Source organism: Arthrobacter sp. 92, from assembly GCF_050260325.1.
Taxonomy (GTDB): domain Bacteria; phylum Actinomycetota; class Actinomycetes; order Actinomycetales; family Micrococcaceae; genus Arthrobacter.
Genome location: NZ_CP189863.1, coordinates 790,705 through 808,782 on the forward strand (window position 1 = coordinate 790,705; position 18,078 = coordinate 808,782).

17 protein-coding genes, 1 tRNA gene and 1 pseudogene are annotated in these 18,078 nt (G+C 65.9%); 11 read left to right on the forward strand and 8 right to left on the reverse strand.

Annotated elements, in window-relative coordinates; all coding sequences use genetic code 11:
• The first annotated feature begins 104 nt into the window (after positions 1-104).
• From ACP4XC_RS03695 to ACP4XC_RS03705, 3 genes are all read left to right on the forward strand, one after another.
• Positions 105-671, forward strand: coding sequence for an HdeD family acid-resistance protein (locus ACP4XC_RS03695; protein WP_427173536.1), 567 nt, complete (start codon positions 105-107; stop codon positions 669-671).
• Between the two features lie 287 nt (positions 672-958).
• Complete coding sequence (locus ACP4XC_RS03700) at positions 959-1,237, forward strand: YciI family protein (protein ID WP_427173537.1); 279 nt, start codon at positions 959-961, stop codon at positions 1,235-1,237.
• An 835-nt stretch (positions 1,238-2,072) separates the two neighbouring features.
• The gene (locus ACP4XC_RS03705) at positions 2,073-2,306 is read left to right on the forward strand and encodes a hypothetical protein (RefSeq protein ID WP_427173538.1); all 234 of its coding nucleotides are present in this window, start codon (positions 2,073-2,075) and stop codon (positions 2,304-2,306) included.
• A 655-nt stretch (positions 2,307-2,961) separates the two neighbouring features.
• On the opposite strand, the gene ACP4XC_RS03710 is transcribed toward ACP4XC_RS03705, so the two are convergent.
• The 4 genes and pseudogenes from ACP4XC_RS03710 to ACP4XC_RS03725 form a co-directional block, all read right to left on the reverse strand.
• A complete protein-coding gene (locus tag ACP4XC_RS03710) occupies positions 2,962-3,126 on the reverse strand; it encodes a hypothetical protein (RefSeq protein WP_427173539.1) in 165 nt (54 codons plus the stop codon).
• Positions 3,127-3,172: 46 nt separating this feature from the next.
• Positions 3,173-3,601: pseudogene (locus tag ACP4XC_RS03715) on the reverse strand (SOS response-associated peptidase family protein).
• Between the two features lie 292 nt (positions 3,602-3,893).
• On the reverse strand, positions 3,894-4,349 hold the full coding sequence (locus ACP4XC_RS03720; protein WP_427173540.1) for a hypothetical protein: 456 nt from the start codon (positions 4,347-4,349) through the stop codon (positions 3,894-3,896).
• Between the two features lie 716 nt (positions 4,350-5,065).
• Positions 5,066-5,155, reverse strand: a tRNA-Ser gene (locus ACP4XC_RS03725).
• A gap of 206 nt (positions 5,156-5,361) precedes the next feature.
• Between ACP4XC_RS03725 and ACP4XC_RS03730 the strand changes: the two genes are divergently transcribed.
• Genes ACP4XC_RS03730 through ACP4XC_RS03745 form a run of 4 tightly spaced genes read left to right on the forward strand, consistent with a single transcriptional unit; the run spans position 5,362 to position 9,200 of the window.
• The gene (locus tag ACP4XC_RS03730) at positions 5,362-6,363 is read left to right on the forward strand and encodes a zinc-dependent alcohol dehydrogenase (protein ID WP_427173541.1); all 1,002 of its coding nucleotides are present in this window, start codon (positions 5,362-5,364) and stop codon (positions 6,361-6,363) included.
• Between the two features lie 49 nt (positions 6,364-6,412).
• Positions 6,413-6,811 (forward strand): 6-pyruvoyl trahydropterin synthase family protein, encoded by a 399-nt coding sequence (locus ACP4XC_RS03735; RefSeq protein WP_427173542.1) that lies wholly within the window; start codon positions 6,413-6,415, stop codon positions 6,809-6,811.
• A 9-nt stretch (positions 6,812-6,820) separates the two neighbouring features.
• Positions 6,821-7,966, forward strand: coding sequence for a glycosyltransferase (locus ACP4XC_RS03740; RefSeq protein ID WP_427173543.1), 1,146 nt, complete (start codon positions 6,821-6,823; stop codon positions 7,964-7,966).
• Between the two features lie 4 nt (positions 7,967-7,970).
• Entirely contained in the window at positions 7,971-9,200 is a 1,230-nt protein-coding gene (locus ACP4XC_RS03745) for a DNA glycosylase AlkZ-like family protein (protein ID WP_427173544.1), read from the forward strand.
• A 23-nt stretch (positions 9,201-9,223) separates the two neighbouring features.
• Here the strand turns inward: ACP4XC_RS03745 and tadA are convergent, their stop codons facing one another.
• Entirely contained in the window at positions 9,224-9,727 is a 504-nt protein-coding gene (gene tadA / locus ACP4XC_RS03750) for a tRNA adenosine(34) deaminase TadA (RefSeq protein ID WP_427173545.1), read from the reverse strand.
• Between the two features lie 60 nt (positions 9,728-9,787).
• Here tadA and ACP4XC_RS03755 point away from each other — a divergent pair, with 60 nt between their 5' ends.
• The 4 genes from ACP4XC_RS03755 to ACP4XC_RS03770 all read left to right on the forward strand — a co-directional run bounded on the left by ACP4XC_RS03755 (position 9,788) and on the right by ACP4XC_RS03770 (position 12,473).
• Positions 9,788-10,591: a phosphatase PAP2 family protein gene (locus ACP4XC_RS03755; protein WP_427173546.1), complete on the forward strand. Its 804-nt coding sequence runs from the start codon at positions 9,788-9,790 to the stop codon at positions 10,589-10,591.
• A 12-nt stretch (positions 10,592-10,603) separates the two neighbouring features.
• Positions 10,604-11,239: a uracil phosphoribosyltransferase gene (gene upp, locus ACP4XC_RS03760; protein WP_011690514.1), complete on the forward strand. Its 636-nt coding sequence runs from the start codon at positions 10,604-10,606 to the stop codon at positions 11,237-11,239.
• A gap of 80 nt (positions 11,240-11,319) precedes the next feature.
• Positions 11,320-11,730, forward strand: a complete 411-nt coding sequence (locus ACP4XC_RS03765) for a glyoxalase superfamily protein (RefSeq protein WP_427173547.1) — start codon at positions 11,320-11,322, stop codon at positions 11,728-11,730.
• 74 nt (positions 11,731-11,804) lie between these two features.
• On the forward strand, positions 11,805-12,473 hold the full coding sequence (locus ACP4XC_RS03770) for an HAD-IA family hydrolase (RefSeq protein WP_427173548.1): 669 nt from the start codon (positions 11,805-11,807) through the stop codon (positions 12,471-12,473).
• 27 nt (positions 12,474-12,500) lie between these two features.
• Here the strand turns inward: ACP4XC_RS03770 and ACP4XC_RS03775 are convergent, their stop codons facing one another.
• Genes ACP4XC_RS03775 through ACP4XC_RS03785 form a run of 3 tightly spaced genes read right to left on the reverse strand, consistent with a single transcriptional unit; the run spans position 12,501 to position 18,032 of the window.
• Positions 12,501-14,507, reverse strand: a complete 2,007-nt coding sequence (locus tag ACP4XC_RS03775) for an ArnT family glycosyltransferase (protein WP_427173549.1) — start codon at positions 14,505-14,507, stop codon at positions 12,501-12,503.
• Between the two features lie 6 nt (positions 14,508-14,513).
• Positions 14,514-16,547, reverse strand: a complete 2,034-nt coding sequence (locus ACP4XC_RS03780; protein WP_427173550.1) for a glycosyltransferase family 39 protein — start codon at positions 16,545-16,547, stop codon at positions 14,514-14,516.
• Positions 16,548-18,032, reverse strand: coding sequence for a glycosyltransferase (locus ACP4XC_RS03785; RefSeq protein ID WP_427173551.1), 1,485 nt, complete (start codon positions 18,030-18,032; stop codon positions 16,548-16,550).
• Positions 18,033-18,078: the final 46 nt, after the last annotated feature.

The window sequence follows — 18,078 nt, forward strand, 5'->3', positions numbered from 1 at the left end:
AAACTGGCGGCCCTGACACTGCGGCCAGAACCGCGAGGACTTGCAATCCAAATCATCACGCCGTTCTTATGTTGTACTGGTTCGCGTTCCACTAAACTGGCGCTATGTCCAACACCGCGGGACGTAAATTGTTTCAACATTCCGGAACGGCGCTCCTGTTCCGGGGAGCGTTGGCCATTCTTTTAGGCTTCGTGGTCGCTTCGTTGCCGGTCGCCACTGTATTTGGCCTCGTCTATGTGTTCGGTGTGTACGCCATCGCCGATGGACTCAGCGATGTGGCGCATTACTTCTATGACCCTTCGCGTCACTCCCGTTGGAGCATGATTGGCGGCATCATCTCCGTAGCGGCTGGCCTGGTGGCCGTTGCGTGGCCGGGCATCACCGCGGCTGCGCTGGCCTTCCTCATTGGGGCATGGGCCCTGCTCCTGGGGATTTCGCAGATCATCTTGGCCATGGATGCCAGAACAACGATCAGGGCGTGGTGGATCTGGTTGGTGACGGGGTTTGTCACCACGTTGTTTGGGCTGTTTGTCCTCGTTAATCCCGGCGCCGGATTCCTGAGCGTGGTGGCGCTCCTGGCGACGTTTGCCGTCGTCGTGGGTTTGCTTTTGATCGCCTCTGGACTCAAGCTCCGCGGGCTCGCCGCCTCTTCCGCGATGCCTGCCCGGTAGCCCTTGCGCGAGCAATCGGATGTCGAGCAACAGCGAGAGCACCCGGCGCTCACCGTCAACCTGAGCAGCTAATTTCGCCGCGGGAAAGGGCGCCAGGCCGCGGTGGGGGACCGCTTGCCGGGCGTGCCGGCGATGTCAGCCTCGCGCAACCGGTGGTGCCATGCCCGCCAGGCGCACTAGGACGGCCCGCGCGGAACGCGCCCGTCCTCAGATTGGTCCCGGGATGAGCCTCCTGGGACGGTACGCGTTGGTGAACTCTTCCACCGATGGTCGGTAGGATCGGCCGTATGGACTTCGTCGTGTTGTACAGCCTGCGCGAGGGTGTTGACCGCTCCCGTGTTCTCCAGACGTACCCCCGCCACAAAGAATATTACGAGGCGTTCCGCGCCGCCGGCGGCGGCCTTGTCGCTCTTGGCCCGTTCCAGACTCCGGATCCGGGCGCCGGATCGATGGGGATCTTCACCTCGCGCGAGGATGCCGAGCGCTTCATTGCCGGCGATCCTTTCACCACCGAAGGGCTCGCGGACCCGCGAATCCTGGAGTGGAACGCCGTGCATTTCGAGTAAGAACCCGTCCGGGGGACACATGCGCTGTTGTCGGCGTTCTGGCTCATGTGACAACTGAACCGTCGTCAGCCCCGGTGGATGACGCTCCACCGCGGTGGCCATCCCGTTGCATACCAACGTGCCAGTGACAACCTTTGCCGTAGCCACTGGGCGGGAGGGCCTTCGGCAGCCAACCAATGGACCGCCGGGGATCGGGCGTGCGGCCTTGCCGGATCTTCCGGCCACCCTGCCAACGGGGACTTCGAGGCCCTCGTGCCGGAAAACGGGTAGCTGACACTCAAGCCACAAACGGGTCTTCGGCATACGGTTCTTTGTGAAAGCTTGTCTCCTTGGGGACGACTCTCGACGGTATCTGTGCCAATGCCCGGAGCAAGTGATGCATATTGGGCATTGGCGTTAATTTCTCCAGGTTTCGGTCCGTGCCAGCGCGACCGTCTGAACGGGGCCGGCGGCGATGCGCCTTCTGAGACCGAGGCGCGCCCCCCAGTCGTCGCCGTCCCTTCATAACGGTGTTGGCCTCAACCAGGAGTAGCTCAGCCCCGAGTCCACACGTCTCGGAGTTTCTTCCCAGAACCCCCGCTCCGGATCGACTCCCCGGCGGGACACACCAGGAAACCTGGAACAGATCAGCTGGAAGGACTGGTCTAAGAAATTCGAGAAAAAACAGGCAGGGCTTCCTTTATTAGAGGGAGAAACAGTGGGAACCCAGCACCTGCAAACTTATCGACAGATGAGGGAAAAATTCGTGCACGTCACCGACAGGAGACGATCCCCGTCCCGAAGGGGCGGCAGGAAGTTTCAACTGCCGGGCCTGGCTAACTTATGGGAGATTTTCATGGCAACCTGCGATACCTGCGGCAACGACTACGACAAGACTTTCACAGTCACCAGGGAAGGAAAGACAGGCACCTTCGACAGCTTTGAATGCGCGGTCCATGCCATGGCTCCCGCCTGTAGGCACTGCGGCTGCCGCATCCTCGGGCACGGGGTTGAAAGCGAGGGAAGCATCTACTGCTGCGCCAACTGCGCCCGTCGCTCTGGCGAACAGGGGCTGATCGACCGCGCCTGAGCCTTGCCACTACACGGACGCAGCAATATGCCCGGCAAGCGCCCTTGACCCACCTTCAGAGCTGACGACGGCGTGACTTGGACGACCGCGGTGCGTTAACGCCATTGTTGAGTGCCGCGGTGGGGCTTACGGTTGTTCCGGCGCCTCCATTTACCCATTTCCGGGGCAGCCAAGAGCCCTGCGCTTGAGTCGCTCAGACCCGCGTGGGGGTTAATACTGGCCTCGCGCACGGTCGGAGACGTCCGGGCGTCCGCAGCTTGGTCTCAGGTGTGGGTAGATAGGACAGGTCCTGTTCCGGGCGGCAGCTTGCCCAAACTGCCGCCCGGAACGTCCTTGACACCTCTGAGTGGGCCCGTGCAGTAACTCCGGGTGTTGGGGCGGGCGCTACCCGGTTTTCGCGGGTCCCTTTCGAGTAGCCGTCACGCTGTTAGGTTCCGTGGCCCGGGGTTTAGCGTCGTCAGCATGGCCTGCCAGATCCAGCTTGCCGTGGGGAGTGTTGTCCCGGATCGGAGGCCAGCCGCAGTTCCGGATGCACCAACAACTGGCAATGGAGCAGAACATGAAAAACCTCAGAATCGGGATGGGAGCCGAGCACGGCCCCGCCCTCCCTGCGCCCTGGGCTGGCGGGGCGTTGCAGGGAAGGCGTGCGGCCGTCTTAGCTGCCTGTTTCTTCAGGATCCTTGCGTGCCCTTTTCTCCTCCGGCGTGGCGTCGGGCACCAGATCCGGGTCAACAACAGGGGAGAAGGCATCGGCGGGAACTTCGTTTCCCTCAGGGCCCTCGTCGGGATCCGGGGGGCCGTTTTTTGGAATCTCACTCACCTGCACACCGTAGGCCCGCAGGTCCGCCCTGTCCACCAAGGATCGGTCAGCCGACGGGTCGCCACGGCAGGGCCTTGTCGATCGTTGCGGGGTCCAGCCAGTTAGCGTACATGACCGGCGGGATGATGACCGGCGAACGGTCGTGGACATGGCAGAGGGCGTCGTGGGCTGTCGATGGGAGGACTGTGCAGCTGGGGAGCCAGCGGCGGTGATCATCTTCGGGCAGCGACGGGTCTGGCCAGAACCCGTAAAGGCCGGCGAACGCGAGCACGTCGTCCTACCCGGAGTGTAGGTAGTTTGGGACCTTCTTTCTGTCTTCCTTTCTGTCTTCGGTTTTCTGCCATTCGTAGTAGCCCTCTGCGGGGATCAGGGCGCGGCGCTTCACGGCGGACAGTCCTGTCCACTTCGCCCGCAAGGGTGCTAACAAACCTCCTGTTACGTGGGGAAGCCACGCAGGAAGACAGGTAGCTGACACTCGAGACCGGACCGGACATCCGGCCTAAAGTATTTGTGAGAGGTCGCTTTCCTTGGAGACTGCTCTCGGCGGTAGCGGTGCCAATGCCCGGCACAACGGTGACACCGGGCATTGGCACGTGTCTCTCCAGACGCCCCCGAAATACAGGGGAACGGATGGCTCCCACGGGCCACCACAGGAGTTGTGGAGTTTTGGCTCTCTTTGGCGGCGTTCCTTGATCGCTTGTCGTCGTCTTCCGGGAGGACGACGCGCCAAGCGGCCAGCCGGTGAGTGCTCTCGACCGCGGTTGTGCTCATTCGGTAACACGTACTCCGCCCACTGCCCCTGTCCACGGCGTATCGCCCGGGCCGGGCAGCACTAGATGCGCGAAAATGTATCCCTGCTCAAGCGTGATGTCCTGGGAAGTGGCTCCAGCACAATTTAGGGCGAGTTCCACTGGCTGGAATGGGGCACCGGGGTGCTCCTGTCCAACAGAGACCTTCGCACCTGTTGCACCAACACAGGCTGCAGTGACGGTGTACTGCCCGGCTGCCGGCACCTCCGCCATCGTGCCAAAGCCCCTGACGGGACCATCCAGTGGCCCCTCTTCGAAAAGGAGGGCAGGCCCCGGCACTGCCTTAAGGAGCCGGTCCAGCTCAGCGTAGTTTCTAACCTCGCGCTCCAGGATCAGGGGGTCAATGTATGCCTGCGGGGATGCCGTCACCGGAGTCGGGTCAAAGGCTGGCGTGTTCACGGGCTCGGTTGCCACTGATGGCGTGCGAATGGGTTCTGAGTATTCATAGGCACACCCCGCCGTTCCGCCAAAAGCGATCAGCAGGCACAGGACAACCACACGCCGGTGCTCCCTGCCCTTCCTTCCCACAATTCCATAGTGGGCAAGCCCGCAATTCAAAACAACCACCGTGCCGATCAAGATGCCTCATCCGGGAAGACGCCGCGGGATCGGGCTTGGCGCGAGCTCCCACGCGGTGGGTTGCCTCATCGCCGTGTTCCGGGGTCTCTTCCCGGCAATCTCCCTGACCGGCGTCCTGATCGGCGTCCCAGGCGCGCGGGCTGATAAAGCCGGTCATCCTCCTCGACATTGCGGTGTCCTCAAGCTTGCGCTGTGTCCGGGCAGCGGTGATGGGCGGCTGCTGAGGCAACCAATGAGAAGAGAGCGTTGGTCCGGCGGAGCTGCTGACGCAATACGGTGTGTGGCCGGGGTTATGCGCGGCGAGGTTTGTTGGCATTCTTTCGCTGTATTCCATGCCACCGGCTGGGGATGACAGCATCCAGCAGAACTTCTTCGCCACGGCGATCCGGCCGGCCTGATGCGTGTGGTTCGCAGACCACGCGTTGCCCCGGCGTAGCTGAACACAGAGCGCCGCGGGAAATTTGTCACTGCTGCGTTACCGCAGCACCTTTCGGGGCAAAGTAAAAGGCCCTGCTTCCCTTTGTTTGCAAGGGAAGCAGGGCCTTTCTCATTGGCGGTGACGGTGGGATTTGAACCCACGTTGGCTTTGACACCAAACAACATTTCGAGTGTTGCACCTTCGGCCGCTCGGACACGTCACCAACCTGTATAGGGTACCGGAGCAAGGCGCCCTTCCCCAAAACGGCATCCGGACGGCATCCAAGACAGAGACAACCTCGGCAGCCCAAAGGCGCGGCGAACCCTCCATGGATGGCATCCAACACCGCCCCCGGGGCATCGGGCAGCGGCGCGCCCCGGCGTCCGGTCTTTCCCTCTTGGCTCCGCGGAGACTAGATTCGTCAGCAAGATGACCAATTTTCAGCAGCATCCCCAAGCGACCGCATATTGGACCGTTGGCCAGGAAAAGGGCGAATTACGCAGCGTGGACCTGGCCGTGCCGGGACCCGGTGAGGCGCTGGTCCGCACCCTTTTCTCGGGCATCAGCAAGGGCACCGAAATGGTGGTCCATAAGGCCCGGGTTCCCGAATGCGTCGCCGAGCGGATGGCGGCCCCCCATCAGGAGGGGTCCTTCCCGTCACCGGTGAAGTTCGGCTACCTCTCGGTGGGCGTAGTGGAGGACGGCCCGGCGGAGTGGAAGGGCCGCACCGTTTTCTGCCTCTACCCCCATCAGGACCGCTACATTGTGCCCGTGGACTCGCTCACCCTGGTCCCGGGGGATGTCCCGGCAGCGCGCGCCGTCCTCACCGGCACAGTGGAGACGGCCGTCAACGCGCTCTGGGAGGCTGGCCCCAGGCTCGGGGACCGGGTGGCTGTCATCGGTGCCGGGATGGTGGGAGGCATGGTGGCCACACTCCTGCGGACCTTTCCGCTGCAGCGCCTGCAGCTGATCGACGTCGATCCGGCGAAGCGCGCTTTCGCCGAAGCGCTCGGCGTTGAATTCAGCCATCCCGACGACGCCGCGAAGGACTGCGACATCGTGATCCACTGTTCGGCCTCGCAGGAGGGCCTTGAGCGGAGCCTTCAGCTGGTGGGAGATGAAGGGGACATTATCGAGATGTCCTGGTACGCCGACCGCAAGGTCACCATTCCCCTGGGGGAGGACTTTCACGCCCGCCGGCTCTCCATCCGCGCCAGCCAGGTGGGCGCGGTGGCACGCGCGCGGCGCCATCGCCGGACCAGCGCGGACCGGCTTGAGCTTGCAGTCTCCCTTCTTCGGGATCCCGTCTTTGATACGTTCCTGACCGGAACGTCGCCCTTTGCCGAACTTCCCGACGTCGTCCAGCAGCTTGCGGACGGACGGCTCGACGCCCTTTGCCACGTGATCGAATACCCGCAAAACAACACATAGCCAGCACGGCCGTCCCAACCCGGAACAACCCCGAGACAAGAGGTAACCATTGTTCAGCCTGACCGTCCGCCGCCATTTCATGATCGCCCACAGCCTTCCCCGGGAGGTCTTCGGGCCCGCGCAGGGGCTGCATGGGGCCACGTTCGTGGCGGAGGTGACCTTTCGGCGTCGGGCGCTCAACCACAACGCGATTGTCCTGGACATCGGCGAGGCCGGGACCGTCATTGAGGACGTCCTGGCCGGGCTGAATTACAAGAACCTGGACGAGCACCCCGATTTCGCCGGAAAGCTGAGCACCACCGAAGCCCTGGCCCAGTACATCGCCGAGGCCGTCGCCGCGAAGATCCGCGACGGGGAAGACGGCCGCGAGCTGGCGGCGCTGGACGTCACCCTGCACGAAAACCCGGACGCCTGGGCCGGATACTCACTCGACCTCGAATCCCAGTAGCGGTCAGGCATGCCCGGCCCGGCCATCCGGCTGATCGTCCCCGGCAACGTGCGCCACAACTCCGGCGGGAACGTCTACAACGCCGCGCTGGTCCGCGGGCTCAAAGGATCGGGGGCGGACGTGGAAGTCCGCGCTGTGGACGGGGACTGGCCGGTGGGCACCGCGGACGAACGACGGCGGCTGGCCCGCGTGCTGCTCGATGACGCCGGTTCAGGTGCCGGGGAACCCCCTACTCCTGGCGCCGCCGTGACGATTGTGGACGGGCTCCTGGGCTGTGGCGCCCCGGACGAGCTCGAAGCGGCTGCTGCCGCCGGGTGCCCGGTCTGGCTTCTGGTCCACATGCCGCTGGTTGGCCACGAGGGCCTCGAAGGGCGCGCCCTCGCGGCCGCCGCCGGCGTGATCTGCACCAGTAGGTCGGCCGCGGCGCAGCTGCGGACGCGCCACGCCATGGATCGAATCTCCATGGACGCTGTCCGTGTGGCACTCCCCGGTACGGACCCGGCCCCGGCGGCCGAGGGGTCGGACCCGCCCCATTTGGTGGCCATCGCCGCCCTGCTGCCGAACAAGAACCAGCTCCTGCTGCTGCGGGCCCTCGCCCGGATTACGGACCTGCCCTGGACGGCGGCCTTGGTGGGCTCGGACTCCGCGGATCCCGGATACGCAGCACAGGTCCGGTCGCTCGTTGAACGCCTCGGCCTGGGCCGGAGGGTAAGCGTCCCGGGCGAGCTGAGCGGCAGCGCGCTTGAGGCGCAATGGCGCCAGGCCAACCTGAGCCTGCTCATTTCGCAGGCCGAGACCTATGGGATGGTGGTGACCGAGTCTCTCGCCCGCGCCATACCAGTGGTGGTCCGTGCCGGCACGGGCGCCGTTGAGGCACTGGCGGCCGGCGAAACCCTCACTGACCTGGGCGATGAGGACGGTGCCGGAGGTGCCGGCAGACGCATGCTCCCGGGAAGGGCCGTGGCGCTCGACAGTGATCCGGGCCCATTGGCCGGGGAACTGCGTCGCTGGCTGACCGAACCCGAGCGCCGTGAGCGCTGGCGGACGGCGGCCCTTGACGCAAGGGGTCACCTCTCCGGCTGGGACACCACCGCCCGGTCCGTTATGGAAATCATCGGAATTGATTCCGCTCGCCGTTCAGCTGATGGACAATGACCCCATGACAACCGAGTCCACCACCACCGGCGCACCGCCGGCAGCAACCCTAACCGCAGAGGTGCTCCGGGCGTGGGCATGGCACCGGCAGGGACTGGACGGCACCGCTGCCGGGCTCACCGCGGAGGAGGTCTTGGCGCGTGCCGGCTGGGCGCGGTCCGTAGGGGGCGCCAATCCCTACCTCACACTTTTCGCCCGGGCTGGAATCCGCCGGACCGAGGTGGATGCCGACGTGCTGGCACTGAAGATCCTGGAACTCCCCGCGGCCCGCGGCTGCACCTACGTCCTGGGCCGCGAGGACTTCGACTGGGCGCTCCAGCTGGGCCGGGACGCTGCCGAATCCGGGTTCAAAATCCTCGGCAGGCTGGGTGTGGAACGCAGTGAAATCGCGCTGCTGGAGGAACAGGTGCAGCACATTCTGGCTGAGGCACCCGGCCCGCTGGACCCGCGGCAGCTCAAGGACGAGCTGGGCGATTCTGTCCGCAACCTCGGCGAAGAGGGCAGGAAGAAGGGCGTCAGCACCACACTGCCCACCGCGCTGGGGCTCCTGCAGTCGGACGGCCGGATCCGCCGGATCCCGGCCAACGGCCGTCTGGACCAACAACGCTACGCCTACGAGCTCTGGGGCCTGCCGCCCAGCCCCCTGGACGACGACGAAGTCCGCGCCCGCTTGGTCGACCGCTATTTGGGCTGGACCGGCGGAGCGACGCTTAAGCAGTCCCAGTGGTTCACCGGCTTCACCGTGGCCCAAAGCAGGGCCGCGCTGGCCGCCGTCGGAGCCGTTGAGGTCACCACCGCCAGTGGCGAGGTGCTGTGGATGCTGCCCGACGACGTCGAACGCCTCGAGTCTTTTGAGGTGCCGGCCGAGGAACAAATCCAGCTGCTGGCGAGTACGGATTCGCTGGTGCTGCTGCGCCGCAATCCCCAGGACCTGCTGGCCGGGGAGGACCTGGGGAAAAAGGTGCTGGGTTCCGCCCTGGGGCTGCAGGGCGATCTGACAGACCACATCATCACGGACCGGGGAAGGATCATTGGGTTGTGGCAGTACGATCCGGTCAAGGAGAGGATCGCCCGCTGGCTGTTCCGTGCTCCCACGCAGGCTGTGAAGCAGCGGATCGCCGAGGTGGAAGCCTGGATCCGGGAGGACCTGGGTGACTTCCGCTCCTTCAGCCTCGACTCGCCCGCGTCCCGGCAGGAGCGGATCGAGGCGCTGAACGCGGCAGAGTTGTCCTAATACACCTTGTCCTAGCACGCCCGCTACGGCCGGCGGTGGCTGGCGAAGAAATCCCTCAGTAGCGTGGCGCACTCCTGTTCGCGGACCCCGGCATAGACCTCCACCCAGTGGTTGAGCCGCCGCTCCCGGAGGATGTCGAACACAGAGCCAGCGGCGCCCGCTTTTTCATCCCATGCGCCGAAGACCACCCGTGGGATCCGGGCCAGCACCACCGCCCCGGCGCACATGGCGCACGGCTCGAGGGTCACCACCAGGGTGCAGTCCTCCAGCCGCCAGCCGTCGTTGCGCTCGCCATGCTGCAACCGCAAGGACTGCAGCCGGGCGGCGGCTTCGCGGATCGCCACCATTTCGGCATGCGCTGTGGGGTCCCCGAGGGCCTCACGTTCGTTCCGGCCGGCACCCAGCACTTGACCGTCGGGACCAATAACGACGGCGCCGATTGGCACGTCCTCGGTGGCCAGGGCTCGCCGTGCCTCCGTAAGGGCCAGGCCCATCCATTCTGCGTGGCGGGGCTCCGGGGACGTCATGGCTCAATGATAGTTTCGAAGCGGAGGCAGCCGTGGTAAGCAGGAAACCGGGAGGCAACAATGAAATCCTTGACTGACCGTTGGGGGCGGTGGGTGGTTCCTTACGCTGCCCTCTGGATCACGTTGCTCGTGGGCGGGGTGATCGTAGTGGCCCTAGCCCTTATGGGGGCAGAAGTCTATGACAACGTGGTGGATGATGCCGGCCTGGCTAATCTGGACAAACCCGCGCTGGCGCTCGTGGAGGGGTGGCGGACTCCGGCCCTTAACTCCTTTGTCACCGGTTTCACCAACATCGGTGGCGGGATCGGCATGCCGATTCTTGCCAGCATCCTGACAGCTTGGCTGACCATCCACAGCCGGACCTGGCGGCCCATCATCCTTGTGGGCGGAGCGGCAGCAGTTTCCATCACGGCCACGTCGGTGGGCAAGAAGCTGTTCGGACGGACGCGCCCTGACCACGCCGATGCGGTTCCCCCGTATGAGACCTCGCCGTCGTTTCCCAGCGGCCACACGCTGAACACCACGGTTGTGATCGGTGTGGTGGTCTACCTGACATGCCTGGAGCTGCGGAGGACCATCGCCCGTGTTGGCTTGATCACCGCAGGCGCGGTGTTCATCGTGGCCATGGGCCTGAGCAGGGTTTTCCTGGGTCACCACTGGATGACCGACGTCATCGCCGCGTGGCTGCTGGGCCTGGCGTGGCTGGGCATCGTGATCCTTGCCCACAGGCTTTTCCACGTGATGCGGCACCGCAAGCATGCCGGTCCCGCACCTACCTTCGACCATCCCATCCTGGATCATGGGCACGGTCCGGACAACGCCGGGGCCGCTGAATCCTCGGGAGGGCGCTCCCAGTCCGGGTGATAGTTTTGACCCATGCGCACACTCGTAGTGGACCACCCGCTGGTCGCCCACAAGCTCACCGTTCTGCGGGACAAGAACACTCCCTCCCCGGTTTTCCGCCAGCTCACCGAGGAGCTCGTGACGCTCCTCGCCTATGAGGCCACCCGCGATGTCCGCACCGAGCCGGTCACTATCGAAACCCCGGTCAGCACCACCATCGGCACCGCGTTCACCAAGCCCACCCCGCTGGTGGTTCCCATCCTCCGCGCGGGGCTTGGCATGCTGGAAGGCATGACCAAGCTGGTGCCCACCGCTGAAGTCGGGTTCCTGGGAATGGCACGGGATGAGGAGACGCTGGACATCATCACCTACGCGGAGCGCCTGCCCGAGAACCTCACCGACCGCCAGATCTTCGTCCTGGACCCCATGCTTGCCACCGGCGGCACCCTGCGCGAGGCCATCAAGTTCCTCTTCAAGCGCGGCGCATCCGACGTCACCTGCATCTGCCTCCTTGCCGCGCCTGAAGGGCTGGCCAAGCTGGAGGAGGAGCTCTCCGACGCCAACGTGACCATTGTTCTGGCCTCCATCGACGAAAAGCTCAACGAAAAGTCCTACATCGTGCCGGGACTCGGCGACGCCGGAGACCGCCTCTACGGCATCGCCGGTTAAGGAACCCCGCATCGCCGCGCGGGCCCGCCGCAGGCGGCGGGCCCTTCCGCATCGGCGGCCTCCCGGCTACTGTGTGCCGCATGGACTGGAAACTTGAGCTGGTGCCCCTGCCGGTCACGGATGTGGACCGGGCGAAGGATTTTTACGTAAACAAGGTGGGCTTCCACGCGGACCACGACCACCAGGTCAACGAGAACCTCCGTTTCGTACAGCTGACGCCGCCGGGATCAGCCTGTTCGCTGGTGCTGGGGACAGGCATCACCGAGATGCCACCCGGCTCCCAGAAGGGCCTGCAGTTGGTGGTGAGCGACATCCACGCGGCCCGCGATCAGCTCAAGGCCAATGGGGTGGACGTCAGCGAGATCGACGTACAGCCCTGGGGACATTTCATTTACTTCGCGGATCCGGACGGAAACACCTGGACCGTGCAGTTCATTCCCCGTGACGCGGACGTTCCCGAAGTCCAGCCCATTCCGGAGGATTTCGTCTGAGGCCATCCTCTTCACATCGGGCCGCGCCAGCGCGACGAGTCGCCGGCCACCGGCCGCTGGGGCAGGATGGAGGGATGAGCCTGCAGAACCGGACCGTCACCGCCCGAGCCGTACTGTTCGACATGGACGGAACACTGGTTGATTCCACCCGGATCGTGGAACAGGTCTGGGGTGATTTCGCAGGCCGCTTTGGCCTCGACATCGCTGAAATCCTCCGCACCTCGCACGGGGTCCAGGCCATCGACACCGTGCGGCGATTTGCTCCCGCCGGTGCCGATGTCCATGCCCTCACCTCTGAGCTTGGCCGCATGGAACTGGCGGAAACCCGGGGGATCGTGCCCATACCGGGTGCGCTGCAGCTTCTGGAGCGACTACCCGCGAACGCGGTGGCACTGGTAACGTCCGCGTCCCGCTCGCTGGCCGAGGTCCGGATGGCCGCTGCGGGCATCGACCTTCCTGCAGCTTCAGTGACGGCCGAGGACGTGACCCGGGGCAAGCCGCACCCGGAAGGCTACCTCCGGGCCGCCTCGCTGCTCGGGGTGGCCCCGGAGGACGCCCTGGTCTTCGAAGACGCGCCGGCAGGTATTGCCGCCGGACTCGCCGCTGGAATACGCACGGTCGCCGTGGGCCCGAACACCGGGTTGCTCCCGGAGGGCGTCTTCCACATTCCGGACTACTCAGCCGTTTCCGTAACCACGGACGTCAGCGCCGACGGCGTCAGGACCATATCCTTCCTGTTGTGAAGTCGTCCCGGTTGTGAGGCCCGGCGGCTAGGCCCCCAGCAGGTACACGGTGGTGCCGCCGAGGGTCTGGGCCTCGAAATTAGCGTGCACCCAGGTGGCGATCTGGGCGGCCGCATCCGATCCGCTTTGGCCCTGCATCATGCTTCCTGCGATGAAGTAGTGGATCTTTCCCTCGGAGACCAGCTTCTGGAACTGCGCCAGCGTGGGCGACGGATCGGTACCGTTGAAACCGCCCACCGGCATGACCGGCAGACCGGTGGCCAGCTGGTAGCCTGCGGCGTTGTTTGAACCCACCACGGCGGCGGCCCAGGTGTAGCGGTCCGCCCCGGATTTCAGCGCGCTAACCAAGGCGTCCGACGGCGTGGTGGCGCCCAGAAGGCCGCCCATTCCGCCCATTCCGCCGGCACCCCCTGGGCCGCCTGCGCCCTGTTGCCGGAGTGGAACAGATCCGTTGGCGGTGTTCTGCCCGCGGAGCATGCCCACGCCCCCGGCACCGAAACGGCCCATGCCCGTTGCCGGTCCGGCGCTGACAATCGATCCGGTGTGGGCTGTGGCGGCGGTGGTGAGCGAGGAGGCCAACGGCCCCGCGAGGGAGGCGGCCACGGCGAGCGCCGCCGTCGTGCGCTGCAGCGGACCGGAGAACCGGAAGCCGGGAACGGCGGCGACTGACAACACCACCACGGCCGAGGCGAGCGCACCCAACAGGGTGGCCCAACGGAGCCATGGCACATAGCTGGCGGAGCGGCCCAGAAGCTCGAAGGCCATGAGACCGGCCACCACGATGGCGGCGGCCAGGGGCACCGCGGCGATCAGCTGAGCGCGCCGCTGCCACAGAATCACACCCCCCAGCCCGGCGAGGCCAGCGATTCCAGGTGCCAGCGCCACCATGTAATACGGGTGGATGATGCCGGCCATAAAGCTGAAGGTCAGGCCAGTGACCAGCACCCAGCTGCCCCAAAAGACCACCGAGGCGCGCACCGCGTCGGTGCGCGGCGCCCGCCGTCCCAGCCAAAGCAACGCCGCGCCCAGCACCAGCACGGAGGGAAGCAGCCAGGCAATCTGACCGCCGAATTCACTGTTGAACAGCCGGAACAGTCCGGGCGTGCCCCAGCCGTTGGTGCCGCCCACGCTACCGGTCTCATCTCCGCTCAGCCGGCCCAGGCCGTTGTAGCCCAGGGTCAGTTCAAGGATTGAGTTCGACTGGGACCCGCCGATGTACGGCCGGGCGTCTTGGGGGATGAGTTCGACGGCGGCGAGCCACCACCCTGCCGAGACCGCCAGGGCGGCGCCGGCACCGAGCAGGTGCAGGATACGTTTGCCGAGGCCGGCCGGGGCCGCCAGGAGGTACGCAACAGCGAAGCCGGGAACCACCAGCAAGACCTGCAGTTGCTTGGTGAGGAAACCAAACCCAAGGAAGACCCCAGCGAGGAGGAGCCAGCGAAGGCGGGCGTCCTGGATGGAACGCAGCACAGCGTACGCGGCCGCCGTCATGAGCAGAACCAGGAGAGCATCGGGGTTGTTGAAACGGAACATGAGCACTGCCACAGGGGTGAGGGCCATTACAGCTCCGGCAAAGAGTCCTGCCCGGTGGGCTAACACGGCATCCGCCGTGGCCGGAGCCGCGGCCCGTCGGACAGCCAGATAGACCAGCCATACCGTGGCCACACCCATCAGTGCCTGCGGAACCAGGATGCTCCACGAATTGAGCCCGAACAAGCGTACGGACAATCCGGTGATCCACAGTGCCGCGGGGGGCTTGTCCACGGTGATGGAGTTCGCGGCGTCGGAGGAGCCGAAGAACCACGCGGTCCAGTCCTGGGAGCCGGCTTGGGAAGCCGCCGAATAGAAGGCGTTGGCCCACCCCGACGCCCCGAGATTCCAAAGATAAAGTATCCCGGTGGCCAGCAGGAGAGCGGCAAGCTCCAGGCGGCGCCCCAGGAACCGGTTCCGGTTCGGAGCCGCACCCGCTCCGGGAGGACGCTGGCGTGATGGACGCCGGCCTGAGACCGCAGGGCGTCGGAGGGTATCGGTCATGGTTTCCTACTTGCTCAGCTTGTACACGGTTGAGTTGCCCACAGTCTGAGCCTGGAAGTTGGCGGCCACCCAGGTGGCTACCTCGGAGTTGCCTCCGCGGCCGCCGCCCATGCCGCCCATGCCGCCGCCCGAGATGAAGTACCCGATGTCGCCGCGGCCCACCATGGCCTGAAACTCTGCCAGCGTGGGGTACGGGTCGCCGCCGTTCCAGCCGCCGAGGGCGATCACATTGGTGTCGGTTGCCAGCTCAAGGCTGGCGGCCTGGGAGGCCCCGGAAACAATGGCGGACCACTTGGTTCCGGCAGACTTCAGCAAGGCGGTCAGCTCGGAGCTCGCGGTGCCCTCCCCGCCCGGGGCGCCCCCGCCGGGTGCGCCAGCGGTGCCATCATCAGTGGCGCCGGATCCGTCGGTCCTGTCCGTTGTCCGGATTCCGCCGCCCATGCCGCCCATGCCGCCCATGGCCGAAGCCGTGGGGCCGGAGGTGGGGATTGATCCGGAATGAGGCTGGGACACCGTTGCCATGGTCCACGCCGCGCTGCCCAGCCCGCCGGCAAGGAGGGAAACTACCACAACGCCCGCGGCGGCGGCTTTCCGGACCTGCGCGGGGACGGAAGCCAGGTTATCGAGCCTCAGGATAAACGCCAGGGCCGCGAGGACGCCCAGCGCAACCACCAGGATCCGCACCCACGGCAGCCAGGAGGCGTCCCGGCCCAGAAGCACGGCGGACCAGGCTGAGCCGTCAAGGACGGTTACGGCCAAGACAATCCGTGCCGGCCAGTACGCCCGTCCGCGCCAGAGTTCCACGGAACCGATTCCCACGATCGCGGCGATGGCCGGAGCCAGGGCCACGGCGTAGTACGGATGCACTGTGCCGCCCATGAAGCTAAGGATCCCTGCGGTGACCAGGAGCCACCCACCCCAGAGCATCAGGGCGGCGCGGGTGCCGGAAGTGCGGGCTTCCCGCCGGGTAAACCAGAGCCCGGCGCCCAGCAGGATCAGGGCTGCCGGGAGCAGCCAGGACACTTCGCCGCCGAAGCTGGTTCCGAACATCCGTGTGATGCCAGGTGTTCCGCCGAAGCCCACGTTGCCGCCCATGCCGCCACCGGCGCCGCCGCCCGGCATGCCGGCCCCGGAACCCGTGATCCGGCCCAGGCCGTTGTAGCCGAAGGTGAGTTCGAGGAAGCTGTTGGTCGCGGACCCCGCCATGTAGGGCCGGGCGGAGAACGGGGTCAGCTGGAACAGGGCGATGTAGCTGCCCGCCACCAGTGCGATTCCCGCGGCCGCCCCGAGCAGGTGAAGCACGCGCCGGCCCAGGGTTGTGGGTGCAGCCCAGAAATAGGCCAGGGCAAGGCCCGGCACAATGAGGAAGCCCTGGAGCATCTTGGTGAGGAATGCCAGACCGATCACTGCACCCGCCGCTACCAGCCATTTCCAGCCGGCTTTCTCAATGGCGCGGGTGGTCAAATAGGCCGCCAGCACCAGGCACAGGGTGAGCATGGCATCTGGATTATTGAAACGGAACATCAGCGCCGCCACCGGGGTCAGTGCCAGGGCGCCGCCGGCGAGCAGTCCGGCCGCCGGCCCGGAGACGCGTTTCACCGTTAGGTAGAGGAGCCCGACGGCGGCCACCCCCATCAACGCCTGAGGAATGAGCATGCTCAGTGCCGAGAAGCCGAAGATCCGGCCGGCGAGAGCGGGAATCCACAGGGCCGCGGGCGGCTTGTCCACGGTGATGGCGTTGCCCGCATCCAGGGAGCCGAACAGCAAAGCGGTCCAGTCCTTGGTGCCGGCTTGGATGGCGGCGGCATAGAACGAGTTGGCATAGCCGGTGGCTTCGAGATTCCAAAGGTAGAGCGCCGCGGTCACTGCCAGCAGCAGCGCGGCGGAGGGCCGGATCCACCGGGGCTGGCGCCCGAAGAGCAGCCGTTCACGGCGGGACACGGCAGGGATGGAGTCCGCGGGCCGGCGGCCGGCTGCCGCCGGTGAATAATCTGGCAAGCCATCCGGCACGGGAGCGGGCGTGGTCAGGGTCGTGGTCATTTAGTCGGCCGTTTCTGTGCTGGGAAGTCTGGTGATTGATTCATCCATGTCGGCGGCATCCGCTTGGGAGGGGACGGCGTTCCCGTCGGCAGGGGTAGCGTGGGAGGGGTCCGGGCGGGAGAGCCCAGCGCCGGCTGGCGTCCCGACGGCGGCCGGTGCGGTCATCCGTCGGTGGCGGAAGACCCACAGCCGGAACAGCAGGAATTTCACGGCTGTGGCGGCGAGGTTCGCGGCCGTCACGGTGAGAATCTCGACCCAGCGTTCCGGCGTCGTCGCACTGTGTACGAGGGCCAGCGCGCCCGAGGTGAGGGCGAGCCCGATGCCGAAGACAAGCAGCCCTTCAAAGTGATGGCGTGCGGCATAGCCGCTGCCCTGGATCCCAAAGGTGAACCTGCGGTTGGCGGCGGTGTTGGCGACGGCGGTGACCAGGAGGGCCAGGAAATTGGCCAACTGCGGGTCCATCACGCCCCGGCACATGAGGAAGATGAGCAAGTACGCCAACGTGGAAACCACGCCGATGGCGCCGAAACGGACCAGTTGGCCGAAGAGGCTGCCGCCCTGGCTTTGCTCCTGGCCCCGGGACATCGCGGGAACCGGGCCGCGCGCCAGTGCGGCGCGCAGTTCGGGGACCGGAATGCGTCCGGACACCAGATCCTTGCTGAGCCGGGCCATTCCGCGCAGATCCGCCACTGCTGTCTGCACAATGTCCACGCTGGAGTCGGGATCGTCCGTCCAGTCCACCGGGACCTCATGCACGCGGAGCCCGCACTTTTCGGCCAGGACCAGCAGTTCCGTATCGAAAAACCAGGCGTTGTCCAGGGTGTGGGGGAGCAGCTGCTGGGCAATGTCGGCGCGGATGGCTTTGAACCCACACTGGGCGTCGCTGAAATGCGCCCCCATCAGCGAATGCAGCAGGAAGTTGTAGCTGCGGGAGATGAATTCGCGCTTCGGTCCGCGGATGACCCGTGAATTGCGGGTCAGCCGGGTGCCGATGGCCAGGTCCGAATGGCCCGAGATCAGGGGCGCGAGGAGGGGGCCCAAGGCGGCGAGGTCCGTGGACAGGTCCACATCCATGTAGGCCAGAACGGGCGACGGCGAGGCGAGCCAGACTTTGCGCAGCGCATTGCCCCTGCCCTTCTCCTCAAGATGGACCACCGTCACTTCGCGCAGTTCCCGGGAAATCCGCTCAGCGGTCTTGAGGGTGCCATCGGTGCTGGCGTTGTCGGCCACCGTAATGCGGAAGGTGTGCGGGAACGTGCCGTGCAGATAGGCATGGAGCCGCCGCAGGCACTGCTCCAAATCCCGTTCCTCGTTGTACACCGGGACGGTCACGTCCAGGACGGGAACCATGGTTCCGGTATTTACCGGGGAGCGGCGGGTGCGTCCCGTGGGAAGGAAGGGGGGAAGGCCGCCCGTTCCTGCGGTGGTGGCCGCGCCGGCGGGTGGATGCGGCAGGGTTCCTGGGGCCTGGTCGGTGAGCGTCATGGATCAACTGTGACGCCGGCTCTTATGAGGGCTTTAGGGCGAAGCT